The organism is Bradyrhizobium japonicum USDA 6, assembly GCF_000284375.1.
Taxonomy (GTDB): Bacteria; Pseudomonadota; Alphaproteobacteria; order Rhizobiales; family Xanthobacteraceae; genus Bradyrhizobium; species Bradyrhizobium japonicum.
Genome location: NC_017249.1, coordinates 8161381 through 8184384 on the forward strand (window position 1 = coordinate 8161381; position 23004 = coordinate 8184384).

14 protein-coding genes and 5 pseudogenes are annotated in these 23004 nt (G+C 58.7%); 6 read left to right on the top strand and 13 right to left on the bottom strand.

Annotated elements, in window-relative coordinates; all coding sequences use genetic code 11:
- Nucleotides 1-1853: 1853 nt before the first annotated feature.
- From BJ6T_RS44465 to BJ6T_RS46460, 3 genes and pseudogenes are all read left to right on the top strand, one after another.
- Nucleotides 1854-2678 (top strand): annotated as a pseudogene (locus BJ6T_RS44465) (IS6 family transposase).
- A 249-nt stretch (nt 2679-2927) separates the two neighbouring features.
- The gene (locus tag BJ6T_RS44475; RefSeq protein WP_063701405.1) at nt 2928-3515 is read left to right on the top strand and encodes a GNAT family N-acetyltransferase; all 588 of its coding nucleotides are present in this window, start codon (nt 2928-2930) and stop codon (nt 3513-3515) included.
- Between the two features lie 286 nt (nt 3516-3801).
- A pseudogene (locus tag BJ6T_RS46460) lies at nt 3802-4048 on the top strand (IS6 family transposase); the annotation flags it as partial.
- Between the two features lie 170 nt (nt 4049-4218).
- Here BJ6T_RS46460 and BJ6T_RS47760 read toward each other — a convergent pair.
- The 8 genes and pseudogenes from BJ6T_RS47760 to BJ6T_RS37945 all read right to left on the bottom strand — a co-directional run bounded on the left by BJ6T_RS47760 (nt 4219) and on the right by BJ6T_RS37945 (nt 14430).
- Nucleotides 4219-4389: a hypothetical protein gene (locus BJ6T_RS47760; protein WP_014497858.1), complete on the bottom strand. Its 171-nt coding sequence runs from the start codon at nt 4387-4389 to the stop codon at nt 4219-4221.
- A gap of 56 nt (nt 4390-4445) precedes the next feature.
- Nucleotides 4446-6191 carry a T3SS effector NEL-type E3 ubiquitin ligase NopM gene (nopM, locus tag BJ6T_RS37910; protein WP_014497859.1) on the bottom strand — a complete coding sequence of 582 codons (1746 nt, stop codon included), beginning with the start codon at nt 6189-6191 and terminating at the stop codon, nt 4446-4448.
- A 417-nt stretch (nt 6192-6608) separates the two neighbouring features.
- Nucleotides 6609-7180, bottom strand: a pseudogene (locus tag BJ6T_RS37915) (IS66 family transposase); the annotation flags it as partial.
- 310 nt (nt 7181-7490) lie between these two features.
- Nucleotides 7491-8080 (bottom strand): annotated as a pseudogene (locus BJ6T_RS37925) (LLM class flavin-dependent oxidoreductase); the annotation flags it as partial.
- A 215-nt stretch (nt 8081-8295) separates the two neighbouring features.
- Nucleotides 8296-9366, bottom strand: coding sequence for a flavin reductase (locus BJ6T_RS37930; protein ID WP_014497863.1), 1071 nt, complete (start codon nt 9364-9366; stop codon nt 8296-8298).
- Nucleotides 9367-10110: 744 nt separating this feature from the next.
- Nucleotides 10111-11193: an aspartate/glutamate racemase family protein gene (locus BJ6T_RS48820; RefSeq protein WP_347336781.1), complete on the bottom strand. Its 1083-nt coding sequence runs from the start codon at nt 11191-11193 to the stop codon at nt 10111-10113.
- Between the two features lie 800 nt (nt 11194-11993).
- Entirely contained in the window at nt 11994-13136 is a 1143-nt protein-coding gene (locus BJ6T_RS37940; RefSeq protein ID WP_014497865.1) for an ABC transporter substrate-binding protein, read from the bottom strand.
- A gap of 532 nt (nt 13137-13668) precedes the next feature.
- Nucleotides 13669-14430, bottom strand: a complete 762-nt coding sequence (locus tag BJ6T_RS37945; RefSeq protein ID WP_028170445.1) for a class II aldolase/adducin family protein — start codon at nt 14428-14430, stop codon at nt 13669-13671.
- 623 nt (nt 14431-15053) lie between these two features.
- Here BJ6T_RS37945 and BJ6T_RS37950 point away from each other — a divergent pair.
- Both BJ6T_RS37950 and BJ6T_RS37955 read left to right on the top strand, forming a co-directional pair.
- Entirely contained in the window at nt 15054-15257 is a 204-nt protein-coding gene (locus BJ6T_RS37950; protein ID WP_014497867.1) for a hypothetical protein, read from the top strand.
- Nucleotides 15258-15366: 109 nt separating this feature from the next.
- Nucleotides 15367-16149 (top strand): aspartate/glutamate racemase family protein, encoded by a 783-nt coding sequence (locus tag BJ6T_RS37955; RefSeq protein ID WP_014497868.1) that lies wholly within the window; start codon nt 15367-15369, stop codon nt 16147-16149.
- Nucleotides 16150-16429: 280 nt separating this feature from the next.
- Here the strand turns inward: BJ6T_RS37955 and BJ6T_RS48825 are convergent, their stop codons facing one another.
- Nucleotides 16430-17149: an aspartate/glutamate racemase family protein gene (locus BJ6T_RS48825; protein WP_014497869.1), complete on the bottom strand. Its 720-nt coding sequence runs from the start codon at nt 17147-17149 to the stop codon at nt 16430-16432.
- A 10-nt stretch (nt 17150-17159) separates the two neighbouring features.
- The gene (locus BJ6T_RS46470; RefSeq protein ID WP_141379392.1) at nt 17160-17636 is read right to left on the bottom strand and encodes a hypothetical protein; all 477 of its coding nucleotides are present in this window, start codon (nt 17634-17636) and stop codon (nt 17160-17162) included.
- Nucleotides 17637-18824: 1188 nt separating this feature from the next.
- On the opposite strand from BJ6T_RS46470, the pseudogene BJ6T_RS48830 reads away from it, so the two are divergent.
- A pseudogene (locus BJ6T_RS48830) lies at nt 18825-19382 on the top strand (CoA transferase); the annotation flags it as partial.
- Between the two features lie 92 nt (nt 19383-19474).
- Here BJ6T_RS48830 and BJ6T_RS44490 read toward each other — a convergent pair.
- From BJ6T_RS44490 to BJ6T_RS37985, 3 genes are all read right to left on the bottom strand, one after another.
- Complete coding sequence (locus BJ6T_RS44490; RefSeq protein WP_080593924.1) at nt 19475-19933, bottom strand: hypothetical protein; 459 nt, start codon at nt 19931-19933, stop codon at nt 19475-19477.
- A gap of 243 nt (nt 19934-20176) precedes the next feature.
- Nucleotides 20177-21142, bottom strand: a complete 966-nt coding sequence (locus BJ6T_RS37980) for a D-2-hydroxyacid dehydrogenase (RefSeq protein WP_014497873.1) — start codon at nt 21140-21142, stop codon at nt 20177-20179.
- 453 nt (nt 21143-21595) lie between these two features.
- Complete coding sequence (locus BJ6T_RS37985) at nt 21596-22996, bottom strand: aminotransferase (RefSeq protein ID WP_014497875.1); 1401 nt, start codon at nt 22994-22996, stop codon at nt 21596-21598.
- Between the last annotated feature and the right edge of the window lie 8 nt (nt 22997-23004).

A 23004-nucleotide genomic window follows, 5' to 3' on the forward strand; every position in this document is an offset into this window, starting at 1 on the left:
GGGCGGAGACGCCAAGCCAACGCGACCTTATTGCTTGAAGCCTAGTTTCATGTTGCCTCAGAGTAAGCTGACGACCACGGCGCTCGTGGCGACACGCGAGAAGGCAACCTTCAGCACCCCCCTGGAAAAGCGATCCGAGATGTTCGTCCGCGAACCAAGCAAGGGACGTGTCGATGAAAATCGCAGCTGCTCTGCGTCTTCTACGAATGTTTGTAGCGTCGGAAGTCAGACATTGTTTCAGAGCTGACAATCGACTCTGTTAAAGTTCTGACAACACGCTGCGCAAGAAGGGGTGGCATCCCGGTCCATAGTCCAAATATTGTCATCAGAACTTTAGCGATGATCAGAGCTACAGCTGTGATGCAACGGGCAGCGTGACCGTTTCCGTATATGGTAAGAACGACCGGAGCGCAGGGGACTGCGCTCCCATTTTCATGGGGCATCTTTTTCCAAGGCACCACGTCAGGAGTGTATTGTCGCTCTGTCAGTGGCGAGAACACTTCCGCTGGTTCTGGCGACAGCGACGTTCGGCGCCGGTGCGCTCGTATCCATAACCGACGCTACATTGAACGCGCGCCGAACCAGACGGCTGCAGACCGCAGCATTTCTCACCTGAGCGTAGGCACGGATCGCACAGCTGTCCCTGTGCTGCGGTCTATGGTGGCAAAGAAAGAAGGAGCAGACTGCAATCAATCCTACGACGAATACGGGACGCGACATTTCCCCTCCTCATTTAAGGACAGCGGCAGTCCATCTACCATCTGTGAAATCAATCGTCCGCTCGACCGCGAGCCCCCCGGCTCCCTTGTGCGGAGAGCTCGCTCTATTTTTCGACATCGGGTATTCGACAATACCTGACACTACCGGAGCGCCGTCGCTTCCGTCGCGCGGCACAAGGGTTCGATCCTGCACGCCGACTTTCCTATACGGTGCTATTGCAAAGTGGCGGCCGTGTCTCAGAGGTTCTGGCGCTCACAGCTGCTGCTGTTGAACTGAAAAGCGGAAGCGTAGCGCTTCTGACCCTCAAGCGTCGAAAGAGTGACGTGGTACGACAAATTTCCCTACCGCTGAAACCCGGCCGAGGCGCGAATGGAGTTTCCGGAGTTGGCTGAGGTGTGGGCCACGATCTTTCCTGCCGTAGAGAAGGCGGCGGAGGAAGCGGAGCGAAAGTTGCGCGATTTCGTCGCTCAAGTCGGGTAGTAGAAATTTGCGGCGCTCACGCGCCGCCGAATTTTCAGACCGGGATGCCGAGCTTCTTCGCCTTGTCGCCCAGATTGTCCTGAATTCCCGCGCCCGGGACATGCATCACGCCAATCGGCAGCTCGTTGAGCATCGATTTCCGTTGTCAGGGTTGCAACGGCGTCAGTCGATGCCTCCGCGTCAGCCCTTCCAGCGATCTCTCCAGCTCGTCCCGACGCATCAGGACGGCGGCGTCCGTATCATTTACGGTTCGGTCGAGCTCTTGAGTTCGTGTTCGTAGCGCTCTGGACACAGCCGGGTCGGTGGCAATCAGCGGGAACACCTGACCCTGCGACCGGGCGATATCCTGACAGGCCATATTGAAGGCCCCTTCGGCTGAAGCGCGGCGATTCTTCGCGGCCTCCATTCCCGCGGCAGCTTCCTCGCAGCGAGCGCTCGCCGACTGGAACGCGCCAGCAGCAGCGGATTTCGCCTCCCACGCCTTGGCGAGGGTTTCGTGGGCCGTTCGACGACCTTCGTTAATCCGGGTCCGGTGACTCGCGGTCGCCCCACCGTCAAGAAGTTCAGCTCAGGCGAACGCTTCTCTACCAGTCGACGTTGTTTGGGTTGGGCCGCGCTCTGCGTCGATTTGCGACCGTGAATGCTCAAACGAGATGGCCGCGACCGCGCCGTCCGGCTCCGTTGCAGCGTCATTTCGAGCTCACCAGCCCGCTCACGCAGTGCACCGTACTTTTGCGCAACCGCTGAAAGTCTGTCGGCGCAGCCCACCGGGGCGGCGTCAATATGCCGTTTGGTTGTAGTTCCCGTTTCCCTTAAGCTTGCGCATAGTCGAGGAAATGCTGGAGGCGCGTGGCACTGTTGACCTATGAAGCCGTGCGCCAGTGGGGACCGAAATTCGGCAAGGCGTTCTCCGATCGGTCCGCGAGCGCGCTCCCGCTCGCGGTGACAAATGGCATCTGGACGAGATCGTTATCTCGATCGCGGGCGAACAACATTAGCTCTGGCGCGCTGTCGACCAGAATGGCTTCGTTCTCGACGTCTTGATCCAGCGCGGAAGAGACTCGCGCGCTGCGCAGCGGCTCAGGAAGAAGCTCTTGAAATCCGCCGGCACGCCGCCGCGCGTGATGATCACGGACAAGCTTCGTTCGTACGGCGCTGCGAGGGCAAAGACGGGCCTTTGGGTCGAACATCGCCAGCACAAAGTTCTCAACAATCGGGCCGAGAATTCTCATCAGCCGACGCGACGACGCGAGCGGATCATGATGCGTTTCAACTCCTCCAGGCCCACCGATTTCTGTCAGTTCACGATCAGGTCTCGAACCTTTTCCACATCCCCTATCCCGGAGCCCTGACTGCCGACTTCCGTCGTGCTTGGCACGAGCGAGCCTTTGCGACTTGGCGCGAGATCTCCATGACAAGCGCTATCGCCGAATCTCGAACCTTTGAGAAGCGCCTCCTTCAGCTCAGCGGTCGGTTAAGTTGACGATGCCGTCGCTCGACATTCAGTATGGCACAGGGATTGCAGTGATGAAAAAGCGCTCCGGAAGCTGAGCACGGCGAGCCGGTGCCGGGCGATGGATCTATTCTGAGTCGTTACGGAACATGACCATCAGCGGGCAGAACCCAGGTGCAGCCGGTCGATATCAGGAATCTGGTGATCGGCCACGTCTTCTTTATGTCGTGCCACGTAACTCTGACAGGTAGACAGAAAATTTGGAACCCACATTATGCCGGCGGAGTCGGATATCAAATGTGCGAATGCAAACATTCGAACAAGCACCGTCTGGACAATTGTGCTCGGCTTTGCCGCCGATCCATTGATGCGGTGGAGTTGGCCTGACGCAAGCCAATATCTTCGGAGCATGCCTCGGTTCGTTAACGCCTCTGGTGGACCAGCATTCGAGCACGGCACAGCATACGTCACGGAAGGGATCCGCGCCGCAGCCCTGTGGCTGCCGCCTGGCGTGCAGCAAGACGAGTCCGCGTTAGACGAAATAATGGCGCTGTCCCTGAACCCGGCGATCACCGAAGATATGGCGCTCCTGCGGCAGGAAATGGCCGAACATCATCCGTCCGAGCCGCATTGGTACCTGCCTCTCATCGCGGCCGATCCGAACTGGGTCGGACAAGGACTTGGCACATTGTTGATGAAATACGCTCTTCAACGATGCGATGAGCAGGGCATTAGCGCCTATCTGGAAAGCTCGAATCCCGATCACATCCCCTTTTATCAAAGCCACGGCTTCGAGGTCATTGGCAAAATACAACATGGTTCTTCGCCGCCGCTCACGCCAATGTTGCGAGCAGCCAAATAAAGCGAAATTCAAAGCCTGTGTTCGCATTGGCTCACGAGGGCCACCTTTCAGCACTGCTTACGTATTGTCTGCGGCGGCGCTGATTATTTCGCCAGCAAGTATTGGGGCGACTCGGGCTCGCGGCGATGCTCCATGATGTCGGGAAGCTACCATTCCGCTGACGCTGTTCGACAAGCCGGGCCGTCTAAATGAGGAAGACAGCAGACTGATCGAGACACATCTGGTCGACGGCTTCGGAAGACTCTGGATGGCGTTAAGTTAACGAATTGGAGCCGCCGAGGGGGTGGTGAGGACCAGCACGCCGACCGCCCGGACCCCTCTTTATCGCCGCCATCGCTTCCCACCGGAAGTAATCAGCTATGCCGCTTGGTTGTATTCCGGCTTCCTCTCAAGCTTGCGCATGGTCGAGGACGTGCTGAAGTGCTGGCGGCGCGTGGCATTGGCGTGACCTATGAAATCGTGCGCCAGTAGGACGAAAACTTCGGCAATGCGTTCTCCGATGGATCCGCTCGCGCGCTCCCGCTCGTTCAAACGACTGAGAGCATGCACTTGACCGACCGCGACAATCGCGATGATCAAAGCCGGTTGTTGACGCGTCGATTTCGCTCGCCCGAGGACGAGTACGAAGCAAAGGCGGCGCGCGGTCACGACAGAATTCCGGCGGAGCATTCCGCAGCCCGGTAGAAGGCCCGGGCATCCCGTCTTACAAGGAATCGGCAATGAGGCTGCGCGCCGACCATTTCATGCTGCCGCGCACCGTGCGATCTTCACGGCGGTAGATGCGTGCTGCCTCAACGGGCAGCGCCTCAGCCTCCTCGCTCGAGCGCCAATCGGCAATCGTCAGCTCAAAGATGATGTCGATTGCAGGATCCATCTTGAGGCAGCGCCACAGAGCAACGAAGAATATCCCCGCGGGACTGTTGGGAAGTCTTATTGTTCTAGGCCGCGCTCTGCGAGCAGCCGGTGCATGACCTCGCCTTTGATCTCGCCTGCGATTTGGTTTCGGACTTGGGCTCCGAGCACCCGCTCGGCATCGACGTCGCCCACCAGACCATGTTCGGCCAGTCGCTGATCCAGACGGCTTTGGAACTCTTCGCCCATGGCTTCGACGAGCCGGTCTTGCATCGCTGCATGTTCGTCTGGAGCGATGCGCCTCAGCACCGTCTCCCAGGGGTGCCAGCGGCTTGCCATGAAGTCGGTGAACTGGCTTGCTTCCCGCTCCCGGACCAGGTCGAGCGCCTCCGTCGCATCATCCTCGCTTACGTGAGAGACCGCCAGGAAGCGCATGTCAGGGGCGACGTGACTGAGCTCCAGCGGCTCGCGCAGCCGATGTTGATAGGCCAGGTAGACTTCGATGTCGTCTACGTTCGGGTTGCCGCTGGCGAGCGAGTTGATCCTGTCGCGCGCGATCTCGTCCAACGCCTCCAAGCGGAAGGCGACACGGCCGCGCTGGATCAGATCGCCAAGCCGATCGTCATATACCCCGTCCTCGACGTCAGCGTTGAGGCGCGCGGTCTGCATACCATTCCAGTGCAAGGTGACACGATCCTCGCAGCTCGCGTTGGCCTCGGACGCCTGCGCAAAGAACTGCTCGCGCAATGTCGGATTGGCGGCCGCCTGCTGCAGATCATCAGCCACTGCCTGCCGAAACTCGTCATTGCCGTAGTTCACGGTCTCTCGTAGCCTCTCCAGGAACTGCGCGTAGTCCTGGGCGCCTGGCTCATCCGCAAAGTGCTGCCATTTGGCCAGCGTCGCCGGGTCGTCTGCGAGCCATTGCGCGGCAGCCTCATATAGAGATTGCTGCGCAAGCTGCGGTGGCGCTTCAGCCGTCGCCAGATTAGCGAGGACGTCGTCCGGCAGCGGGTTATCCCCGAACTCGAGGTTCTCCAAATGCGGGTAGCTGAGACTAAGATTCGGTACACGCCCCTCAAGAAGATCCTCAGGCAGGCTGGTCAGCCGGTTACCGCTGAGATTGAGCGATTGGAGGGTGCTCGGAAGGGGGGCGGGGAGGTCGGCCAATTGATTGCTGCTGACATCGAGTTCAATGAGCCCCGATGGGAGGTAGTCGGGGAGGTCGGTCAGCTGATTGCCACTAACCGCGAGCGAGGTGAGCCTGCTCGGGAGAGCGTCCGGCAGGCTAGTTAGTCGGTTGTCGCTTGCGTTCAGGATCTCGAGCCCAGCCGGAAGGTTGGCCGGCAGACTGGTCAAGCTGTTATCGGCCACCTCCAGCCGAGAGAGGGTCGCCGGAAGAGCGTCCGGCAAACTAATCAACCGGTTATGGCTAATGAGAAGATGCTGAAGACCGGGTGGGAAGCTAGCGGGCAGGCTGCTTAGCTCGTTGTGCCTGGCGCGCAGTTCCAGCAATCTTGGCGGCAGGGCGGCGGGCAAAGCGGTCAGGGAGAGGGAGGACAAATCCAGCGAGTGCGAGCCAGTGTTGTCCGCCCCCCTAATTCGTGCGCGTCCCTGTCGCCGATTCTCGGCTTCGCCCTGCCCCTCTTCGGCCGCCCAGTTGTCCAGCAACTGCGCGCGCGCGGAGGCCGGGGTCCGATATCCTGTCATGGCTTCGAGCAAATCCGCCACGGCTCGGCTGAAGCCGCTGAGGTAACTTTCCTGCTCCCCCTCTTCAGAAGCGGCCGAGGAAGAACCTGCACTCCACTGAGCCTGTCCTGTGTTCATCAATATCTCCATCGCCAAAACAAGAATACCCCCGCTCCTCAAGGTCGCGAAGCAGGCCGGGTGTCATGATCATTGTTCACACGAGCCCAAACGCGCAAATGGATCGATACTGCTGCGAGGCTTCCTGCCATTTCGTTGACCAGATAAGTCCCGGAGGGCCGTCAACGTGGCAGCGTTCTGCCCTTAGCAGGCCTACCTGTCGATAAGCTGACGAATGTCGCTGCAGAACCCCGGGTCGCCGGTTGCCAGCGGTGACCGAAGCAAGCCCGGTTTGAGGTTGAACCGGTCAAGCTTCGCAAAGACCAGCTTGGCCCCCATTGCCTTGGCATGGGCACCGCCAGCGCTTACGCGTTCGGAGCGTCTGCCACTCTTCGTTGCCACGTACTCGGTCGAAGGGTAAGCGGCAAGCTGCGGCCGTCAGGCGGCGTGGTTCCATGGCATAAGCGCGTCGATTTCGCCGCTCGGCCAGCCGTTGGCGATACGCTGAGGCGTTAGGCTGAGCCAGGCGCACGGATCGACGTTATTCATCTTTGCTGTCTGCAGCAGTGTTGCGATGGTTCGCCCAGGTTCGTCCGCCGCCGTCGCTACCGGCAAAGAGGCTATTCTTTCTCGTAATTGTTTGTGGTCAGATGGCGCGTTCAACGATGTTGGAGTCGAGCTCGATGCGAACCATCAGTCTGGAAGCGTTCGAAGATGGCACGGCGCGAGACGGCATAGCGGATTGCCTCAGCCAGTTTTGATTTTCCGGAAATCCGCCGCAATGTCTGCTGCCAGAGATCGAAGAGATCTGCGACGACCGCTGTGGAGGCTTGCTGGCGCGCGGCAACGCCTACGTCGGGGCTTTGACCGCGTATGGTCTTCTCGACCTGCCAGAGCTTCGCCATCCGCTCGACCGTCGCCGTTGCAACTTTCAAGCTTCCTGCAACATGCAGCTCATAGAACTTGCGCCGGCTGTGTGACCAGCAGCCAGCCAAGGTGACGCCATCTCTCTTGCGTGAACAACGGACGTATCCATTTCTTGATCTCTGGAAGCGACGCCGCCCACAACGCAAGCGTCTCCTCGATCGACGCTGCTGGCGTCCACGACCTCCGAATCATGGTGTCCATAGATTCAGACATCTCCTAAAAAGGCAACTGTAATGCTAGGATTACCCCTAGGACCTGCAGCGCTCGCGTCCGTCAAACAAGGCGGCCTCAATGGAGGGATACCTTCCATCAGCTGGATGGCTGGATCATCCGAAGGCTCTGGTCGCGCCGCGGAAGCGGTGGCGGAACGCAGCCTGGAAGGAATATCCGACCGCTCGCAAAGCGCATGGGGTCCTGCTGAACGCGCTGCGAGGCGCCTTCGATGGCGCGCAGCCGCGGCCAGCTTGCAACATAGATATCGTTCATCGCCGTCCGCCAGCGGAAGATGTAGTGACTGACGAAGAAACGCGTCATCACACCGACACGACCGCAACAAGAGCAATGCCGGCATGGGACCAGGAGGTAACCGCATTCCATCCAGAGCGCCCTCCGCTGATGTGATCGATGGAGGCGAACTTCCGAGCGATATGGTAAGGCTCGTTATAGCTTGTGGAAGCAGTCGCCACGAGGCCGATGTGTTTCGTGCACATTGCAAGGGCCGCCAGCAACGTGATGGGCTCTAGCTCCACGTTGTTGGAGCTGCGCGCGGCCGCCCCTTTTGGATCATCGTATGAGCGGACCGCAAGCGTATCGGCAAGAAACACCGTATCGAACATCGCCTCCTCGGCGATTCGAGCTGCGGTAGCGAAGTGCTGAACCTTCTCGGATGCTGCGGGATCCACATCGGGATGCAACCAAGCTGAAATGTTGTAGCCGAGGCCTCGAATCGAGGCGCCCAGGCGCATTTGCCTTTTGTCTGCCATTTGTCTCTCCAGCCTATGTAAGTTGCATTTATAGTGACCCCTATGAGGTAGAGGCCATTCCTGTCATGCGGTCTCGGTCGTGGACGGTCGTCCAATTCCTGCAATGCCAAACCAAATTGCGCTCAAGAACCATCTAGGCCTGCCTGAGTTCGGAAGAGGCGTGCGCTGGCTTCTCGGTACGGGCCGCACCAGACCAACGTAGCCTCTCTTGCAGGCTAGAGCGCCGAGTCGGCATCCTCGAATTTCCGGATGAAAGCCTCCAGAAACTCGCGGACGGCGCTAATTTGCTCTGGACTGAATCCAGAAAGGCATTCCGCTTCGTATCTATCGCCTCGCACCTGAATCGCGTTCCGTTTGTCGCGCCCAGCCTCTGTCAGAGAGACTCTCTCTTTGAGATCTTGAGTGAGGAGGCCGCGTTCGATTAACTCCGCAACCGCATCTGCGCAGTCGTCTGGCGCAGCAAAGATCTGCTGAGCCAGGTCGCCGATGGCCTGGCCGGGATTGGCGTAAAGCGCCCACAAAACCCGGCTCTGCAGATAGTTGACGCCTTCTGCGCGCCGGTGTTTCTCAAAGCGACCAACCTGGAGCCGGGTTGCGTCAAGGAGTAGTTTCGACAATGCCGCCATCGCCCTAGATTCTGGGCGAGCTGGTGTGACAGGCGCATCAGGCGCGGATTGCAATTGTGGATGAATCTGTGGGACAGCATATTTGCTTTGAACGAACAAAAGCGGCTTGCCCGAATAGCGCACGAACCGCTGCACTCGTCCGATAATGATCAAGTGATCGCCACCCTCATAGGTCGCTTCTTGCTCGCATTCGAACAAGGCGACAATTCCCGGCAGCACGGGACAGCCATTGCTGCCCTTGAACCATTGAAGTCCTGCGAATTTGTCGTCTGTCGAACTTGAAAATTGCTGCGAGACTCCGATCTGGTCTTCCGCGAGGACATTGATCGTGAAGTGACGCGCCCGCTCAAACATCGAAAAGCTGCGCGAGGAGCGAGCGATGGACCAAAGCACAAGCGGAGGGTTGAGCGACAAAGACGAAAACGAGCCGATTGTTGTCCCCGCGAGCCGTCCGTCGATCTGCGTGGCGACCACGGTGACGCCCGTTCCGAATTGTCCCAGACTCGTTCGAAACGAACGCGGATCGAGCTCTGCGCGCCCATCGTCCAAGACAGAGGGACCTACCAGGGCGTCCTCTACTGCATCTTTTGGGGATGATGCATCCAATGGCGCGGTCGACGCGGCAATGCCATCCGTTGATTGTGTCACTGAGTTCGCCATGCCAGCTAATGCTCGTTGATGTGGATTGTAATGGTTATTCTGCCATCGATAAGGTGGACCGAGCGCGCCCGCGCGGGTGGGACGACGAATGGCAGCGGTAGTGAACTCGTCGCCGTCTTAATCATTGAACGGCGTGCCAGGTCGACTGAACGATGAAGTGATGTCGGCCTAGTCATGACATTCGTTCTTCCTGAAGGGACGCAAAACTCATTGACCGTTCAGCGGCGTTTATGCCGACGGGCGTCGCTTCGGCCGGGATCACTCAAGTGCGAGCCCAATATTCGAAAATCACTATAGATTGCTGGAGAGCGGATTCGCAGCGAACCGCGCGCGAACATCGAAGATAAGCAGCAAAAAGCACACAGATCGCGCAGAATCGCGCCGCCGTATTGCGGGTCGCGAAGGTCGAGGTATTTGCGCACTGTTCCGTGTACACGTGGTGATCTTGTGAGTCTTGCAGCCTCATCGGATCGCGCAATATGTCGGCTCGCTTACTTGCGAGGCCCGACGAACACCTACATCGTAACGACGTCTGGCACGAACGCCCCGGAGGGCTGCGGTCGGAGGCGCACGCACAGAAGGCGCGAGCGCCGCGGCCGAGCCAAAATCGAGCCTCTTGCCGCCGCAAGCGCCCTAGCCAGAGCAACGTGGGTTACAACGAGATGCTCTGCTGCGGACGACACTCGCGCTCCTCGTCAACGTCCATTATCGGCAAACGTTTGACCCCACCCGAAGCGGGGGATGCTATCTGACACCGACGGACGCCATGGTCATTCGGCAGAGATCAGTAATGTCGTAGACCGGTAGATCCACGATTTGGCGGATTGCCGTTGCCACCATCGGAAAGCCCGCGCACTCGAACAGGATAGCCGCGATCTCTGGATGCTTGGCTCGAAGCCGCGCGACGCAGCCCGTGACATCCTGCTCCATTCCGACCACGTCGATTGGTGGCGCCGGCTGCTTCATCTCGTCATGCCAGAACTTGCCGCCTTCGATGCCGCCTACCACGATTCGCGCCCGCTCTCTCGGATCATGAACTCCGAGGAGGTCTTCACCGCAATGAGATGAATCATAGGTGAGGACGGCGATTTTGGCGGCCGCTGGGAACTGCCGGAGCAACGCTGGTAACAGGAGCAGGCTCGACATAACCACAGGTACGTTCACTGAAGCGGCCACGGCTGCCTGATGCCGGATAGAGAAGCCACAAGTCGAGGTAATCGCGACAGCGCCTCGGTGCACAAGTCGCCGGGCCGCAGCGATGAAGGCCGGTTCAAGTGCAGGATCACCGCGCACAACATTTTCAACCCAGGCCCTGGCAACGGTTTCCGCGAGGACAGGAAAATGGAACGTAGCAGTCGGATTGAGCAGCGACCCAGGCCATGCCTCCGGCGGAGGCGCGTCCGGCAAATCGCCGCGTTCGAGGTTGAGGATTCCCAGATAGGGGGGCTTTGCGATCTCATTGAGGGAGCGTAGCCGCAACCTGAAGCCGAATTCACCTAATAAAGGCTGCCTTGGTGCCGAAACTCTGCAGTGAAGTGCGGCTCGCGCAAGGGTTGGTTCATCTGCGATCTCAAAACACGGACCAGGCGGAGCGAGTTGAATCATGACCGAATAGGCCGGGTTTGCTCGCCCACCTTTGAACCGGTGGCCGGGTCCATTACTGGCGAGGGTATCCTTGCCCAAGCAGACAAATGATGTCGAGATCTTTACGCGCAGGAAAGCGCCCCTCGACGCCGTGGCCTCCTTGTGGCGGGCAATCTCATGAAGCGATGCATTCGGGCAGCCTTGCGGCAACGCGTCGGCCCCAGGCCCTTGAGAGGCGGTCAATGCAGTCCACCCTCAGCTTGCAACCCTCGCAGCGCGTTTCGCCGCGCATGAGCGCAAGCTCCAGCCCGCGGCACCGGCGTCAGCCGGAGTGATCCCCAGCAGGCTCATAGCGGCCGCCAGCGGATTCAAAGACGTATGGGCCGCGAGACGATGTGCGGGGACCAAGATCGCGTATGCGGCCGCTGCAATCATCCCAAGCACGACTACGCTGAATGCGATTCATACGAATTTTCCAAGTTGTTGGAAACGTATGTCGCAACTAATCAGGAAAACGCGACTTGATTTGCGTCGACAAGCATGAAGCTTCGGGGCACATTGGTGCAATTAAGCGCATCGAAGTACATTGGCGGGCGAGCATGTTGCTTTGCTTGGGCCTATTTTGATTGAAGTGCTCCTGCTCGATTGACGGCGCAGCCGACGCTGGAAAGATGTGTCAGAGTGGAGAAATGATAGAGGCATCTTCCGTCAGAATGCTCGCCGCGCGAGAAGATGGTACGCCGTTCCACGAGGAAAGCTGCGCGCCTGGACCCAATACTGCAGCCGTTCTCCGGCATTCAGGAAACATTTTACAGGCGAGAGATATCAGGCCTCGCGACATGGAGGCGATCAACGCGACGTCGACTCGCTTTAGTGGTGCTGCAGGTCAGAGGAGTAGGCAAGAGAGTTAGAGAGACTCGAATCCGGCCAAGGGCTGTGCCCTCCGAACTAGCTGTGAGCTCCGCTGGCTTTGGCGGTTCCAAGGCTGCAATGGCAACCGGCGGAGCCTACGAGGGCTCCGTCGGCCGCTGATGTTATGGCACTTATGCCGTCCGCCACCTCAACCATCGCTCTTGGATGTAATCAGAATTCGACTTGCCATCGGGGCGTTTGGCAGCCAGCCAATTGGAGTCTTCGATGATGGTCTTCGCAGCATTCTCCGGATTGACGCTAAGCAGGGGAATGAGGTCGGCCGGTAGATGTTCAAGCTGATGGCTATTCGGCGCTGAGTAGCCGGTACCCTGAGTAACGCCGGCAGCAATCTGAGCACGATTCATGAATGCGATCAATTTTTGCGCATTCCCGGTGTTTGGTGAGCCCTTGAGGATCACACCGACGGTGCTCCCCGCCAGATCAGCACCGTCCCAGATGAATTTGATCGGAGCGCCCTGCTTCATTGCGCTGAGCACGCGGCCGTCATACACGCTGGTCATCGCGTATTCTCGGTTGATCAGCAGTTGAGTCGGTTCACCACCAGCATTCCACCACTTTGTGATGTGGGGCTTGATCTCGTTTAGCTTTTCGAATGCGCGATCGAGTTTGTCATCGGTCAGCGGCCAAATGTTGTTTGGTGCGACCCCGGCTGCGACAAGCGCAAATGTCAACGTACGCCAGGGGTTGATGACGCTCAGCCCCCGCGGCCCAGGAAATTTCCTGACGTCCCAAAAATCAAACCAGTTTTTCGGGCCACCTTGCGGGAAAGCGCGCTCGTCGTAGGCGAGAACCGTCGCGGTGGAGTAAAGCAGGGCGCCAGCCTCGAGACGAGCGTTCGGAGGGACGCCTTTGAGCGACTCTTGATCCCAAAGTTTGTAGTCGATCGGCACGAACATTCCGGTTGCATGCATCCCGAGATAGCTCACGATCGAAACCTGGGCGATGTCCCAATCGACCCGGCCGGCCCGGGACATCGCCATGACCTGCGGGTCAGCGATATCAGCGACCACGTCGACGACCTTTATTCCGGTCGCCTTGGTGAATGGATCATGGACGTATCGTCGAAAGCCCTCGGTGTAGGAGCCGCCAAATGTCTGAACGACGACTTCCCCACTGCCGGCGAGCTTTTCCTCCGCCCAGGCGAGCGTGGACTTCGTGACAAGCGGCATGGCTAGCGAACTTGCCGTTGCTTGTAGGATCAAGCGCCGGGTCATGCTGGCGCTTGAAGCGCCGTTGGTGTTCTGCTTGGTCATTAGGTCCCTCCTTGCAAGGCCAAACGAGCGTTGCGAGCGCAATCATCGGGTCGCCAGCTGTGCAGCCCGGCGACCGTCAGCCTGCGATCCCCACAAAGGAACCTTAGCGGTTTGCTGCATGGATTCTCATCCAACACCGATGTAGAAACGAAGAAAGAATAGAGCTAGCGGCCCAGCCACGCAGGATTCCTGCGCACATACCGCACTTGAAAACAAGTGAGGACCTTGCGGCGACTTTCGGTAAACGCTCGTGTTACGCAAGTCATGTGGGCTGCTTCAGGGCAGGCCACCGGGTTAACCCAAGGGTGAGCTGCTGGTTTGAGGCGGCGCCTCGATCAACGGCAACGCCAGCGTCGATCGATAATATTCGCCGGTCTTTCGCTCGCTTGGCGGAATGGAAGTCCTCGACGAGCGCCATTCATGTCGGAGCAATCCAGCCCGCTGGCTGACAAAGCATGCGCGCGCTTCGCCAATCGCACTTGGCTTGAGTTGCGCGCGTGCTGAGGCTCTAGCTCGCAGGCCCATGCCAACCTTACTGCCGCCAATCCGTGCCGCGGCCTTCGATTTGGCGGACCGCAGCCCGCCATTCCTTGATTCCGAATTCGGGCAAGGCACGCTTCGGCTTGTTGCGCTTGGCGTAGTCTTTCACCACCTCGGGATCGATCGGCGTCGGCGGCTCGTCCAAGGTGCGGGCGATCACTTCGATCTCGCAAGCACGTACCAGGGCGTACATGCGCTGGAGTGCGGCCTGAGGCGTTGCGCCGATGGTGAGCAGGCCATGGTTGCGCAATATGAGGCATTCGCCCTTTTGGCAGGTTACGCCTAGCGCATCGCCCTCGTTATATGAGCCGAGCGAGCCATACTCGTGATAGGTGACCTCGTCGTAGACTTCGAGCGCGTCTTGACTGATTGGCCTGAGGCCTTGCTTCAGAACAGAAATGCCGGTGCCCGCGCGTACGTGAGTGTGCATCACGCAATTGACATCAGTCTTGGCCCTGTAGATGCCAGCGTGAATGATAAAGCCCGCGTCGTTGAAGGCCCCATTTTTGGCATATACTTTGCCGTCGGTGTCCATCTTCACCAAGCTGGATGCGGTGACCTCGCCGAACAAATCGCCGTAATTGTTGATCAGGAAGCAGTTCGGTTCACCGGGAATACGTGCCGATAGATGGGAGTTGATCGTATCGGTCCAGCCGTAAAGGTCGCAGATCCGGTATAGCGCAGCAAGGTCGCAGCGGATTTGCCATTCGGCGTCAGTCATATTGGTGCGATCTTGGTGAACAACGGCAACCATCACGCGCGCTCCTCGTGGAATTAGCATTCAGCTTTTTCAAATGTAATCGGGCTCGAATGCGCACAATGTGCAAAGGAGCGGTCTGGTACGCCAAAATCCTGCGCCCCGAGGACGTTTTTGACCAAATTCAGCGGGTACCGCGCGAGAGGCGGTCAGCTCCTCGCACCGATTCGTTCAAATTACCTAGTTCTCGATTGCCGGAAAGACCAAGATCAGGGTCGCAGCTCGACAGGCATCCCTGGAGTAAGCGGAAGAACAGGTCGCCTGTGTATTCAAAAAGGGTGGCGCGCACATCTTCGCTTTGGAGAGATTATATCGGCCGGCTTCCTTTGACCTGACGCGTAGTGCAACTCTGCGGAAAGAAGCGGGGTTGCCGCTTTCGGGGAGGGCGAAACCGCCGGGCAGGAATTGGTATCGCCGAACTCCAGCGAACAGTGCGCCCTTTTCGTTGAAATCCGGCAATCATGTTCGAATTCCTCAGCTTTCAGTAGCGAAATCGCCTTTAGCATCTTCGGCCAGAACACATCTCAAGAGCGATATCGGAATGAAATTGGATTTGCAGATGGGAGCGGCTGAAGTGAAGAAGTCCGAGGCAAGCATCAAGGTCGACGCTGAGCCCCTACTTGCGCCCCGAATTCAAGACGCAGGTCGGAGAAGGGCTGCACAGCGGTGACCTGGTGCCCAAGCAGACCGTTGTCGATGGCTTGGAGCTCGCGGCTGACGCGTTTATCGGGGTGCTGTCCGGAGCGAACATTCGCAAGATGCTCGTTCGCCTTGCAGATGCAAGCTCGGACATGAAGCGGAGATCCGGCCTGGTAAACCGCTAAAGGTGGGAATTCCTCGCATCTGCGACGCAAGAAGCGCGATTTTATTGAAAGCCTATCCGTCGGGATTGCGATTTATCAACTTCAGTGAATGGAAGGACCAGTTTGAAAAATGAGTGACTCCCATAATGGGGTGGTTCGGACATCGTCGCCAAAACGCAATCTGCAGTTTTACGGCGCACCGGTGGGTATCTTGATGGTTCAGCGCGCCACGACAGACGACCCTTTTGATCGCTTTTACCCTCCTGGAAGCGTGAACAACGCGAGCACGTGGAGTGTCCCCGTTCGTTATAAGCCGATGCTGGGCCTTACCTTCCCGATGCTTCAGGTCCCCAACAATGCCGCGACAGAGTCTATCGCTGTGAAGGCTGCGGTTGAGCTTGCACGTGAGGGCGCGAGCTTTATCACCGCAAACTGTGGATTCATGGTCCGGTACCAGGAAGCGGTGCGAGCGGCGGTCGACATTCCTGTTTGCCTGTCCCCGCTTGTTCTAGCACCTTTCTTGGAGCGGATGCTTCCGCCGACTAAATCAGTCGGGATTATTACGGCCAAGGCGCCCTTTACTCCGGATCTGCTGGAAGCGGCCGGCATTTTACCTGATTGTAGGCGCGTCTCTATCGTCGGGCTCGAAAAATCACCGTCATTTGCATCTGTTATTCTGAACGCGACAGCTAACATGGACGTCGATGCCGTCGAGGCCGAAACAGTTCGAGCTGCTCTGGATTTGCAAGCTAAGCGACCAGATATAGGTGTGTTTTTGCTCGAGTGTTCTGAGCTTCCGCCCTACGCCGCGGCGGTCCAGAGAGCGACCGGCGTGCCGGTCTTTGATTACACCTCCATGGTCGAATTCTTCGTCAGGGGAGTAGTCCCTCGTCGTTTCTATGGGATCACTTAAAAGTCAGACCGTGCGCGTTGGCAGCATGAGAGGTGATGCTCGCATCGCCCTAGAACCTGATTCCAAACTCTATTCTGAGCGGACGCTTGCGCGAATGTTCGCAAGATGAGTGGGCGATGCCAATACGGCGTCGCGCTCTTGATTGTTCAATCATCGGAGGGCGGGTGAGCACGACCAGAGAAAGCGAGGGCCGCAGCACCCGTTTTAAGCAAGCGGACGCTTGAAGACGATGGGCATCTCGCTTTGATGCACCTCTAAGTGACCAGGCGACCCCCGTGAGCTATCCCGCCGTCCAGCCGGTGGAGGCCATTGTGATGCGGCAAAGGTCAGTGATGTCGTAGACGGGTAGCTTCGCCGTACGACGAACATAGGCCGCAACGGTCGGGAATGCTGCGCATTCGAACAGGATCGTCGATATTTCTGGATGGGCGCTTCGGAGCCGTTGGATGCAGGCCATGACATCGGTTTCAATTGCGGCGACATCCGTAGGCGGAGGAGGATTCTTCAATTCGTCATGCCAGAACTTACCGCCCTCGATACCGCCAATCACGACCCTCGCGCGTTCATTCGGATCTTCCAGTCCGAGCAGATCTTCGCCGCAATGTGTCGAGTCGTAAGTTAGGACGGCAATCTTCGCCGAGCGCGGTAACTGCCGGAGCAGTGACGGCAGCAGGAGCAAGCTCGACATGACTACGGGCACGGTCACAGACGCAGCCACTGCGGACTGATGCCGGATAGAGAAGCCACACGTTGAGCTTATTGCGACAGCGCCGCGCTCGGCTAAGCGCTGAGCTGCTGCAACGAATGCCGGCTCCAACGCTGGATCTCCGCGAACGACGTTCTCCACCCAGGCTCCGGCAACGGTTTCCCAGATTACCGGGAAATCAAAGGTTCTCGGATGCAATACCGCGCCAGGCGCGGGCGTTGGTGGTGTTGCGCCGGGCGCTAGGCCGCGCTCGAGGTGAAGAATGCCCAGTGAGGGTAGAGTTTGCGAGGTCATCCTCAGGATCCTAATGCAGATCGAAGCACGTTACGCGCAGTTTTTCTCTTGCGTTCACCGAATATCGCAGGAAAAGGATCGAGCGATGGAATCGCGGCGACCTTCCACTGCAGGCTCGCAGTGTTGTATTGCTAGGTGGCAGCCCGGAAGTTCTGGCAAGCGTCAAAGTCAGCCCCATCGTCGGATCGGTTGGGTGAGGATCGGATCGTCTGTTGAGCACGTCATCGTAAAAGCGGCTGATGCCGCGCATCATGCAGCTCTTGATCATATGTTCGGGAAAGGAGGTCCAGCCGTTGACCGCGGTATGAATATTATCCTCGTATTTGACTTCTGTCATGACGAACTCTTTGCTTTGCCCTGCGTCAACCCGACGCTCGACCTGGCCAACAAGATCCTCCATCTGCTGACGGAAGTGTTTGACTTCGGCGGTGCCGCACACATTCCCGTGTCCCGGTACAATGTATCGGACGTCCAGCGCTTCAATCACTCCAACGGCCCAATCCAACCGTAGGTATCGGCATCCAGGAACGATGGTAACCCGCTTCGCACATGAGATCGCCAACGAAGGCAATCCCCTGGTGCGGAATAACGGCGATAATTGAACTGGGAGCGTATCCAGAGAGCGGATGAGTTCAAAGTTAATCCGCCCACGTCCAGGAACATGAGGTCCGTGACGGTCAAGGTCGGGACCCTTGGGGACATATCCCGGAAACGGTATTTCATTCCCGAAGGTTCCAAGATCTCCAAAGTCGCGCGAAAGCCTTGATGACCCTCGATTGCGACATGTACCGCCCGGTGTACGTATGAGAGACAATCTCCCCCGCATGATGCGCTCCGCCGCGAGTGGCGCGCCTTCGAGTCCGTCGTCGCCCGTCCGCGGGGTGTTAAACGGATATGGGACTGAACCGATACTTTGCGGCGCTGCCCCTCGCCTCCGCCTATGGTGCCGTGATCGCCGCATCGGCCACGGCGCTGGCCCTTCAGGCGCGGGAACGCAGCGGTGTCGGTGACCACATCAAAGTACCGCTCATCTGCGCAGCCACGGAGGCCCTCGCGTACACGCGGCGGCTCAAACCGCAGTTGCTGATGGATTCAGGACCTTCAGGATACCTTCTATCGAAAGGGTGGCTACAGGTGCAAGGACGGGCGGATGTTCTCCGTAACCTACCCCGGCACCACAACCTTCATACAAGGCGCTGCCTGCAGGGCCTCGGGATCTGCGACGGCCTCGTTGCCGAAAGGTTGGTCAGGCGATTCCTAACTTCCCACGCGCGAATGGAAATCGGATCACCTTCTAAGCGTCTGGCCATTGCCTCGCCACTGCAGACAAGATCATCGCGCGGATGAAGGCCGCGTTCCTGACCCGCCCTTCGGCGGAGTGGGAACACATCTTCCGGGAACACCGCATTGCAGCAGCCCACAGAATTCCCTAGGAGAGTGGCTGCATCATGAACACGCCTTGTCTGCGGGTCTGTTGGTGACCGACCCAGAATATGGACCGATGACCCGGCCTGGACCTGTGTGCTGGACGCAGGATAGCGGAGAAGCAATGTTAAATCCGATGCCCCGCCGATGGGTGGCGGCCGGCGAGGCCGGCGCTGCACTCTCGGCGCCCCCTGCGCAGCGATCAGTGCCCCGGATAGGCCAAGAACTGTCGGGATAGCTCGACGGCTTACGGGTTCTCGACATGGCCAATGTCATTGCCGATCGGCACACGGCATTCTACCTGGCCCGCTTCGCCGCGGAGGTGATCAAGATCGCCCCGGTGCGATCCCATTATCATGCCGGCTTCAACGTCGTCATAGCGATGTTCAACATGCCGGAAAGCAGTCGGCGCAGCTTGACATCACCGCGCCAAGAGGCGTGAGGTCTTCGAGAGGCTGTCAAACCGGTCGACGTCATCGTCTGGAACGCAACCGACCGAGACGTCAATCGCAGGGGGCTGGATAGGAAGAGCCTGGAGACGCTCAATCCAAACGTGATCTTCTGTCAGGTCGATTGCTTTGGCGGCCCACGCCGTGGTTCGCGCAGCGACGACCTAGGCTACGACGACATCGCCCGGGCAGTGAGCGGAATCATGCTCAGGTTTGGCGGTTCATCGGAAACTCCCGAAGGCACGCGCACTTGGGGACGATCGACGCCTTGGGTGCATATAGCTTGGCTCTGGGCGTTGCGGCCGCGTTGTACCAGAAGTCGAAAATCGGCCGGGTGTGGCGACCCAGGAGGTCGCTGACGGCACTCTCGGGCCTGCTGCAGATCCCTATTGCGACGACTTTCCAGGGCGGCAGCCATTTGACGAACCCGTCGGTCCTGATGCCAAGGGCTTCAGCGCACTGGCGCGCCCCTACGTGGCGAGCTGTCGCCGACAGCATCATGTTGAACGACCTCGTAAGCGACTTGCCTCGGCTTGCGAGAGTCGATGGTTTGCAAGGGATCGCCGGCGCAGGACAAGTCGGTGTTCCTTGCCGCGGCGATCGGACAGGTCACTGCACAAGAATGGGTGTCGAGATTGAATGCGCCAGATACTGGCGTGGCAATCTGCGGGAGCATCAATGCGATACGTTCTGAAAATTGTCGCCCGGCGGATGCCGCGCCGGGAACCGACCGAGGCAGCTTCTCCATTTCGAGATACCCCGACCACCCGAGCAGCCATTCGGTCCACAGCTCGACCCCTATGCCGTTCGACCGGCGGTCGAGAAAGTCTATGCGCTTGCCCCCGCCCAGAAATACGGCGCCGTCTACTCGAATTATCCTACTGTGTTTGGAATACACCGACGCCGACATCGACGCGCTGCTCGCCGCCGGCGATGTCAGAGAGAGTTGAAGTCGCGAGTACTCGCCGAGCTGAACTCTCCTGGTGATGCCGGTCCGCCTTGCCGATGACCCGCGTCTGCGAACCGGTCTTTGTGTCGGGGTACGCAGCTGGCGTCCGGCCAGTCGCATTCAAGTGTGAAGAGGTCCCGCGCGGCCGAAGCCGGTCATGAGCGTGAGCGTCACGTCGCCAAGGCGCCATTCGGAACTGCGATTTCAATAGCCACGTTGCAGGTCTATAACATTTTTCAAGGCCTGCCCGCTTAGCAAGCGCTCAATGTTGTCGGCCAATATGGGGAATACTCGATCGGTATAGTTTGGCTGTGTCCCCGACACATGCGGCGTCACGATTACGTTTGGCAGGTCCCATAACGGGCTGTTGTGCGGCAAAGGCTCCTGCTCGAACACGTCGAGCATCGCACCAGCGATCGCATTTGTCTGCAAGGCCTTTATGAGCTCTGCCTCGACAACTGCGTTTCCCCGCCCGATATTGATGAGAAATGCGTCGGACCGCATGCGTGCGATCTCAGGTGCGCCTATAAGGCCGGTCGTATCCGGCGTTGCCGGCAGTGCGAGGACCACAAAATCACAGAGCGGCAGTAGATTGTGTAGCGCATCCAAGGAGAACAGCCTGTCGACGACGTCGATCGGAACTGACGTATCGCGCTTCAAGCCGAATACAGTCATGCCGGCGCCCTTGGCACGACGAGCAATAGTCGTACCGATAGAACCCAGCCCTACGACACCGAGCGTCTTCTCTGCTAGAGGAGCCACAGGGCGTGGGATCCACTTGCGCTCCGATTGCTCACGCAGAAATCGCATAAAGTCCCAATGGAGCATTGTGACACCGCCCATCACAAAATCAGCGATGCCCTCACCATGCAGGCCCCTCACATTGGTCACAACGATGCGGCCGATCAGTTGATCGCGGATGGGGAGCATTGACTCGACTCCCGCCGCAGCGGACTGGATCCAGCGTAGATTCTTCGCTTGACATAACAGCTCAGGCGAAATGCGAGATGCCAACAGTGCATCCGCCTGGCCAATATTTTCTTCGAGGCTACGGCGGTTCGCCGCCTCAATCGCACGGACGTGGGGGAAGCGCTTCGCTATGAGTCGGGCATATACGTCGGCATCTGGGTCGTTGAGGAGAATGGTAAGAGAGGGGCTGTCGCCGGGCATCTCGGTCTGGATCCTTTGTTGCGGTTAAACTCAGAATGGTCGGATGTTGGCGATTCGTTCGGCTGCAAAATGATTTGGGCTACGACAGCCAACAGGTCGGGCATTGCCGGTCTCAGCGGTAGCCCGGGTCGCTTTTGTCGAAAATCGCAGCAAACGTCGCAAATGGCTCATTCGGCAAGCATTCTCTCACGCGCGGCGCTACGCTAGAGCTCTCGATTGCTGATATGTCGAGGCGTCTCCGCGGCCGCAGAGAAACGACTATCCGTTGAGGCGCATGCAAGTCTGGCTACCCGCAAACAATTCCGCGTCGATGTCGGCGAGGGAGAACTCCACGACGAAACTCGCTACGGACGGATCGGCGGCCTTGCGGAGAGCTTCCTGCGACATAGAAGCCTGCCAGATCCGCTCATGCGAGTCGTCGGCATGCGATTCACCCGTGTTCGAGAGTCCACCTCAAGCCATGGCAGCATCTTTGGCGAGCTCATCCATGACTTGCTTCGTCGCTCGATAGGCCAACTCGACGATCTCGTCGATCTCCGCTTCGGAGACGACGAGAGGCGGAGCAAACCCTAGAATGTCGCCGTGTGGCATCGCTCGTGCAATGAGCCCCCGATCACGAGCAGCCTTGGAGATGCGGGCGCCCACCTTGAGCTGCGCATCGAATCGCCGCTTTGACTGCCGATCCGCCACGAATTCGATCGCGCCAAGTAGCCCCACACCGCGCACCTCACCGACGATTTCGAGCTGCGCAAATCGCTCCTTGAGCCGCTTCTGAAAGTGTGCGCCTACGACTCTCGCCCTGTCGCTAAGTCTTTCATTTTCGACGATATCGAGGACCGCGTTGGCGGCGGCTGCCGCGATTGGATGGCCAGAATAGGTGTAGCCGTGCGAGAATGCCCCGATGCGATCCGCGGCTTCCTCCATCACTGCATAAACTCTCTCGCCAACAATGGCTCCCGAGAGTGGCACGTACCCAGACGTCAACCCTTTGGCGACCGTCACCAGGTCTGGCTCCATTCCGTACAAAGTGCTGCCAAAGTCAGCGCCGGTTCGCCCAAAGCCACAAATGACCTCATCCGCGATCAGAAGGATGTCGTAACGCCTCAGCACAGCCTGAACTTCGCGCCAATAGCCCGCCGGCGGCGGTGTTATACCGCCCGTGCCAAGCACCGGCTCGCCAATGAAGGCGCCGATCGTCTCCGGCCCCTCCCGTACGATCAGCTGTTCGAGCTCGGCCGCACGCCTCCGAGAAAAGTCCTCTTCTGTCTCGCCCGGCTCGGCGCCCCAATAATGGTGCGGGGTCCCCGTGTGCAGGATGCCCGGGAAGGGAAGATCCATATGATCATGGTAGAACGACATCCCGGTCATCGAACCGGAGATCACTGAGCAGCCGTGATAACCGCGCTCGCGCGAGATGATCTTCTTCTTCTTGGGATGACCCCGCAGATTATTGTAGTACCAGACGAGCTTGGCCTGGGTCTCGTTAGCGTCCGACCCTGACAAGCCGAAGAATACTTTACTTGGTTTTCCCGGAGCCATTCGCACGAGACGATTTGCGAGTTTGGCCAACTCGTCGGTGGTGTGCGCCGCATACGTATGATAGTATGCGAGTTTGTAAGCTTGCCGCGCAATGGCCTCCGCCACCTCGGTCCGGCCGTATCCAATGTTTACGCAGTAGAGACCAGCAAAGGCGTCAATGTAAGTATGGCCCTGCGCGTCTTCGATGCGGATACCCTTCCCTCCTGTAACGATTGTCGGGTCACCCGCTTGTCCGCTCGCAAACTCCTTGAGCTGAGTGAATGGGTGCAGAACACTCGAACGATCCAGCTCGGCGATGGCCTTAAGGTCAGACATTCCGCACT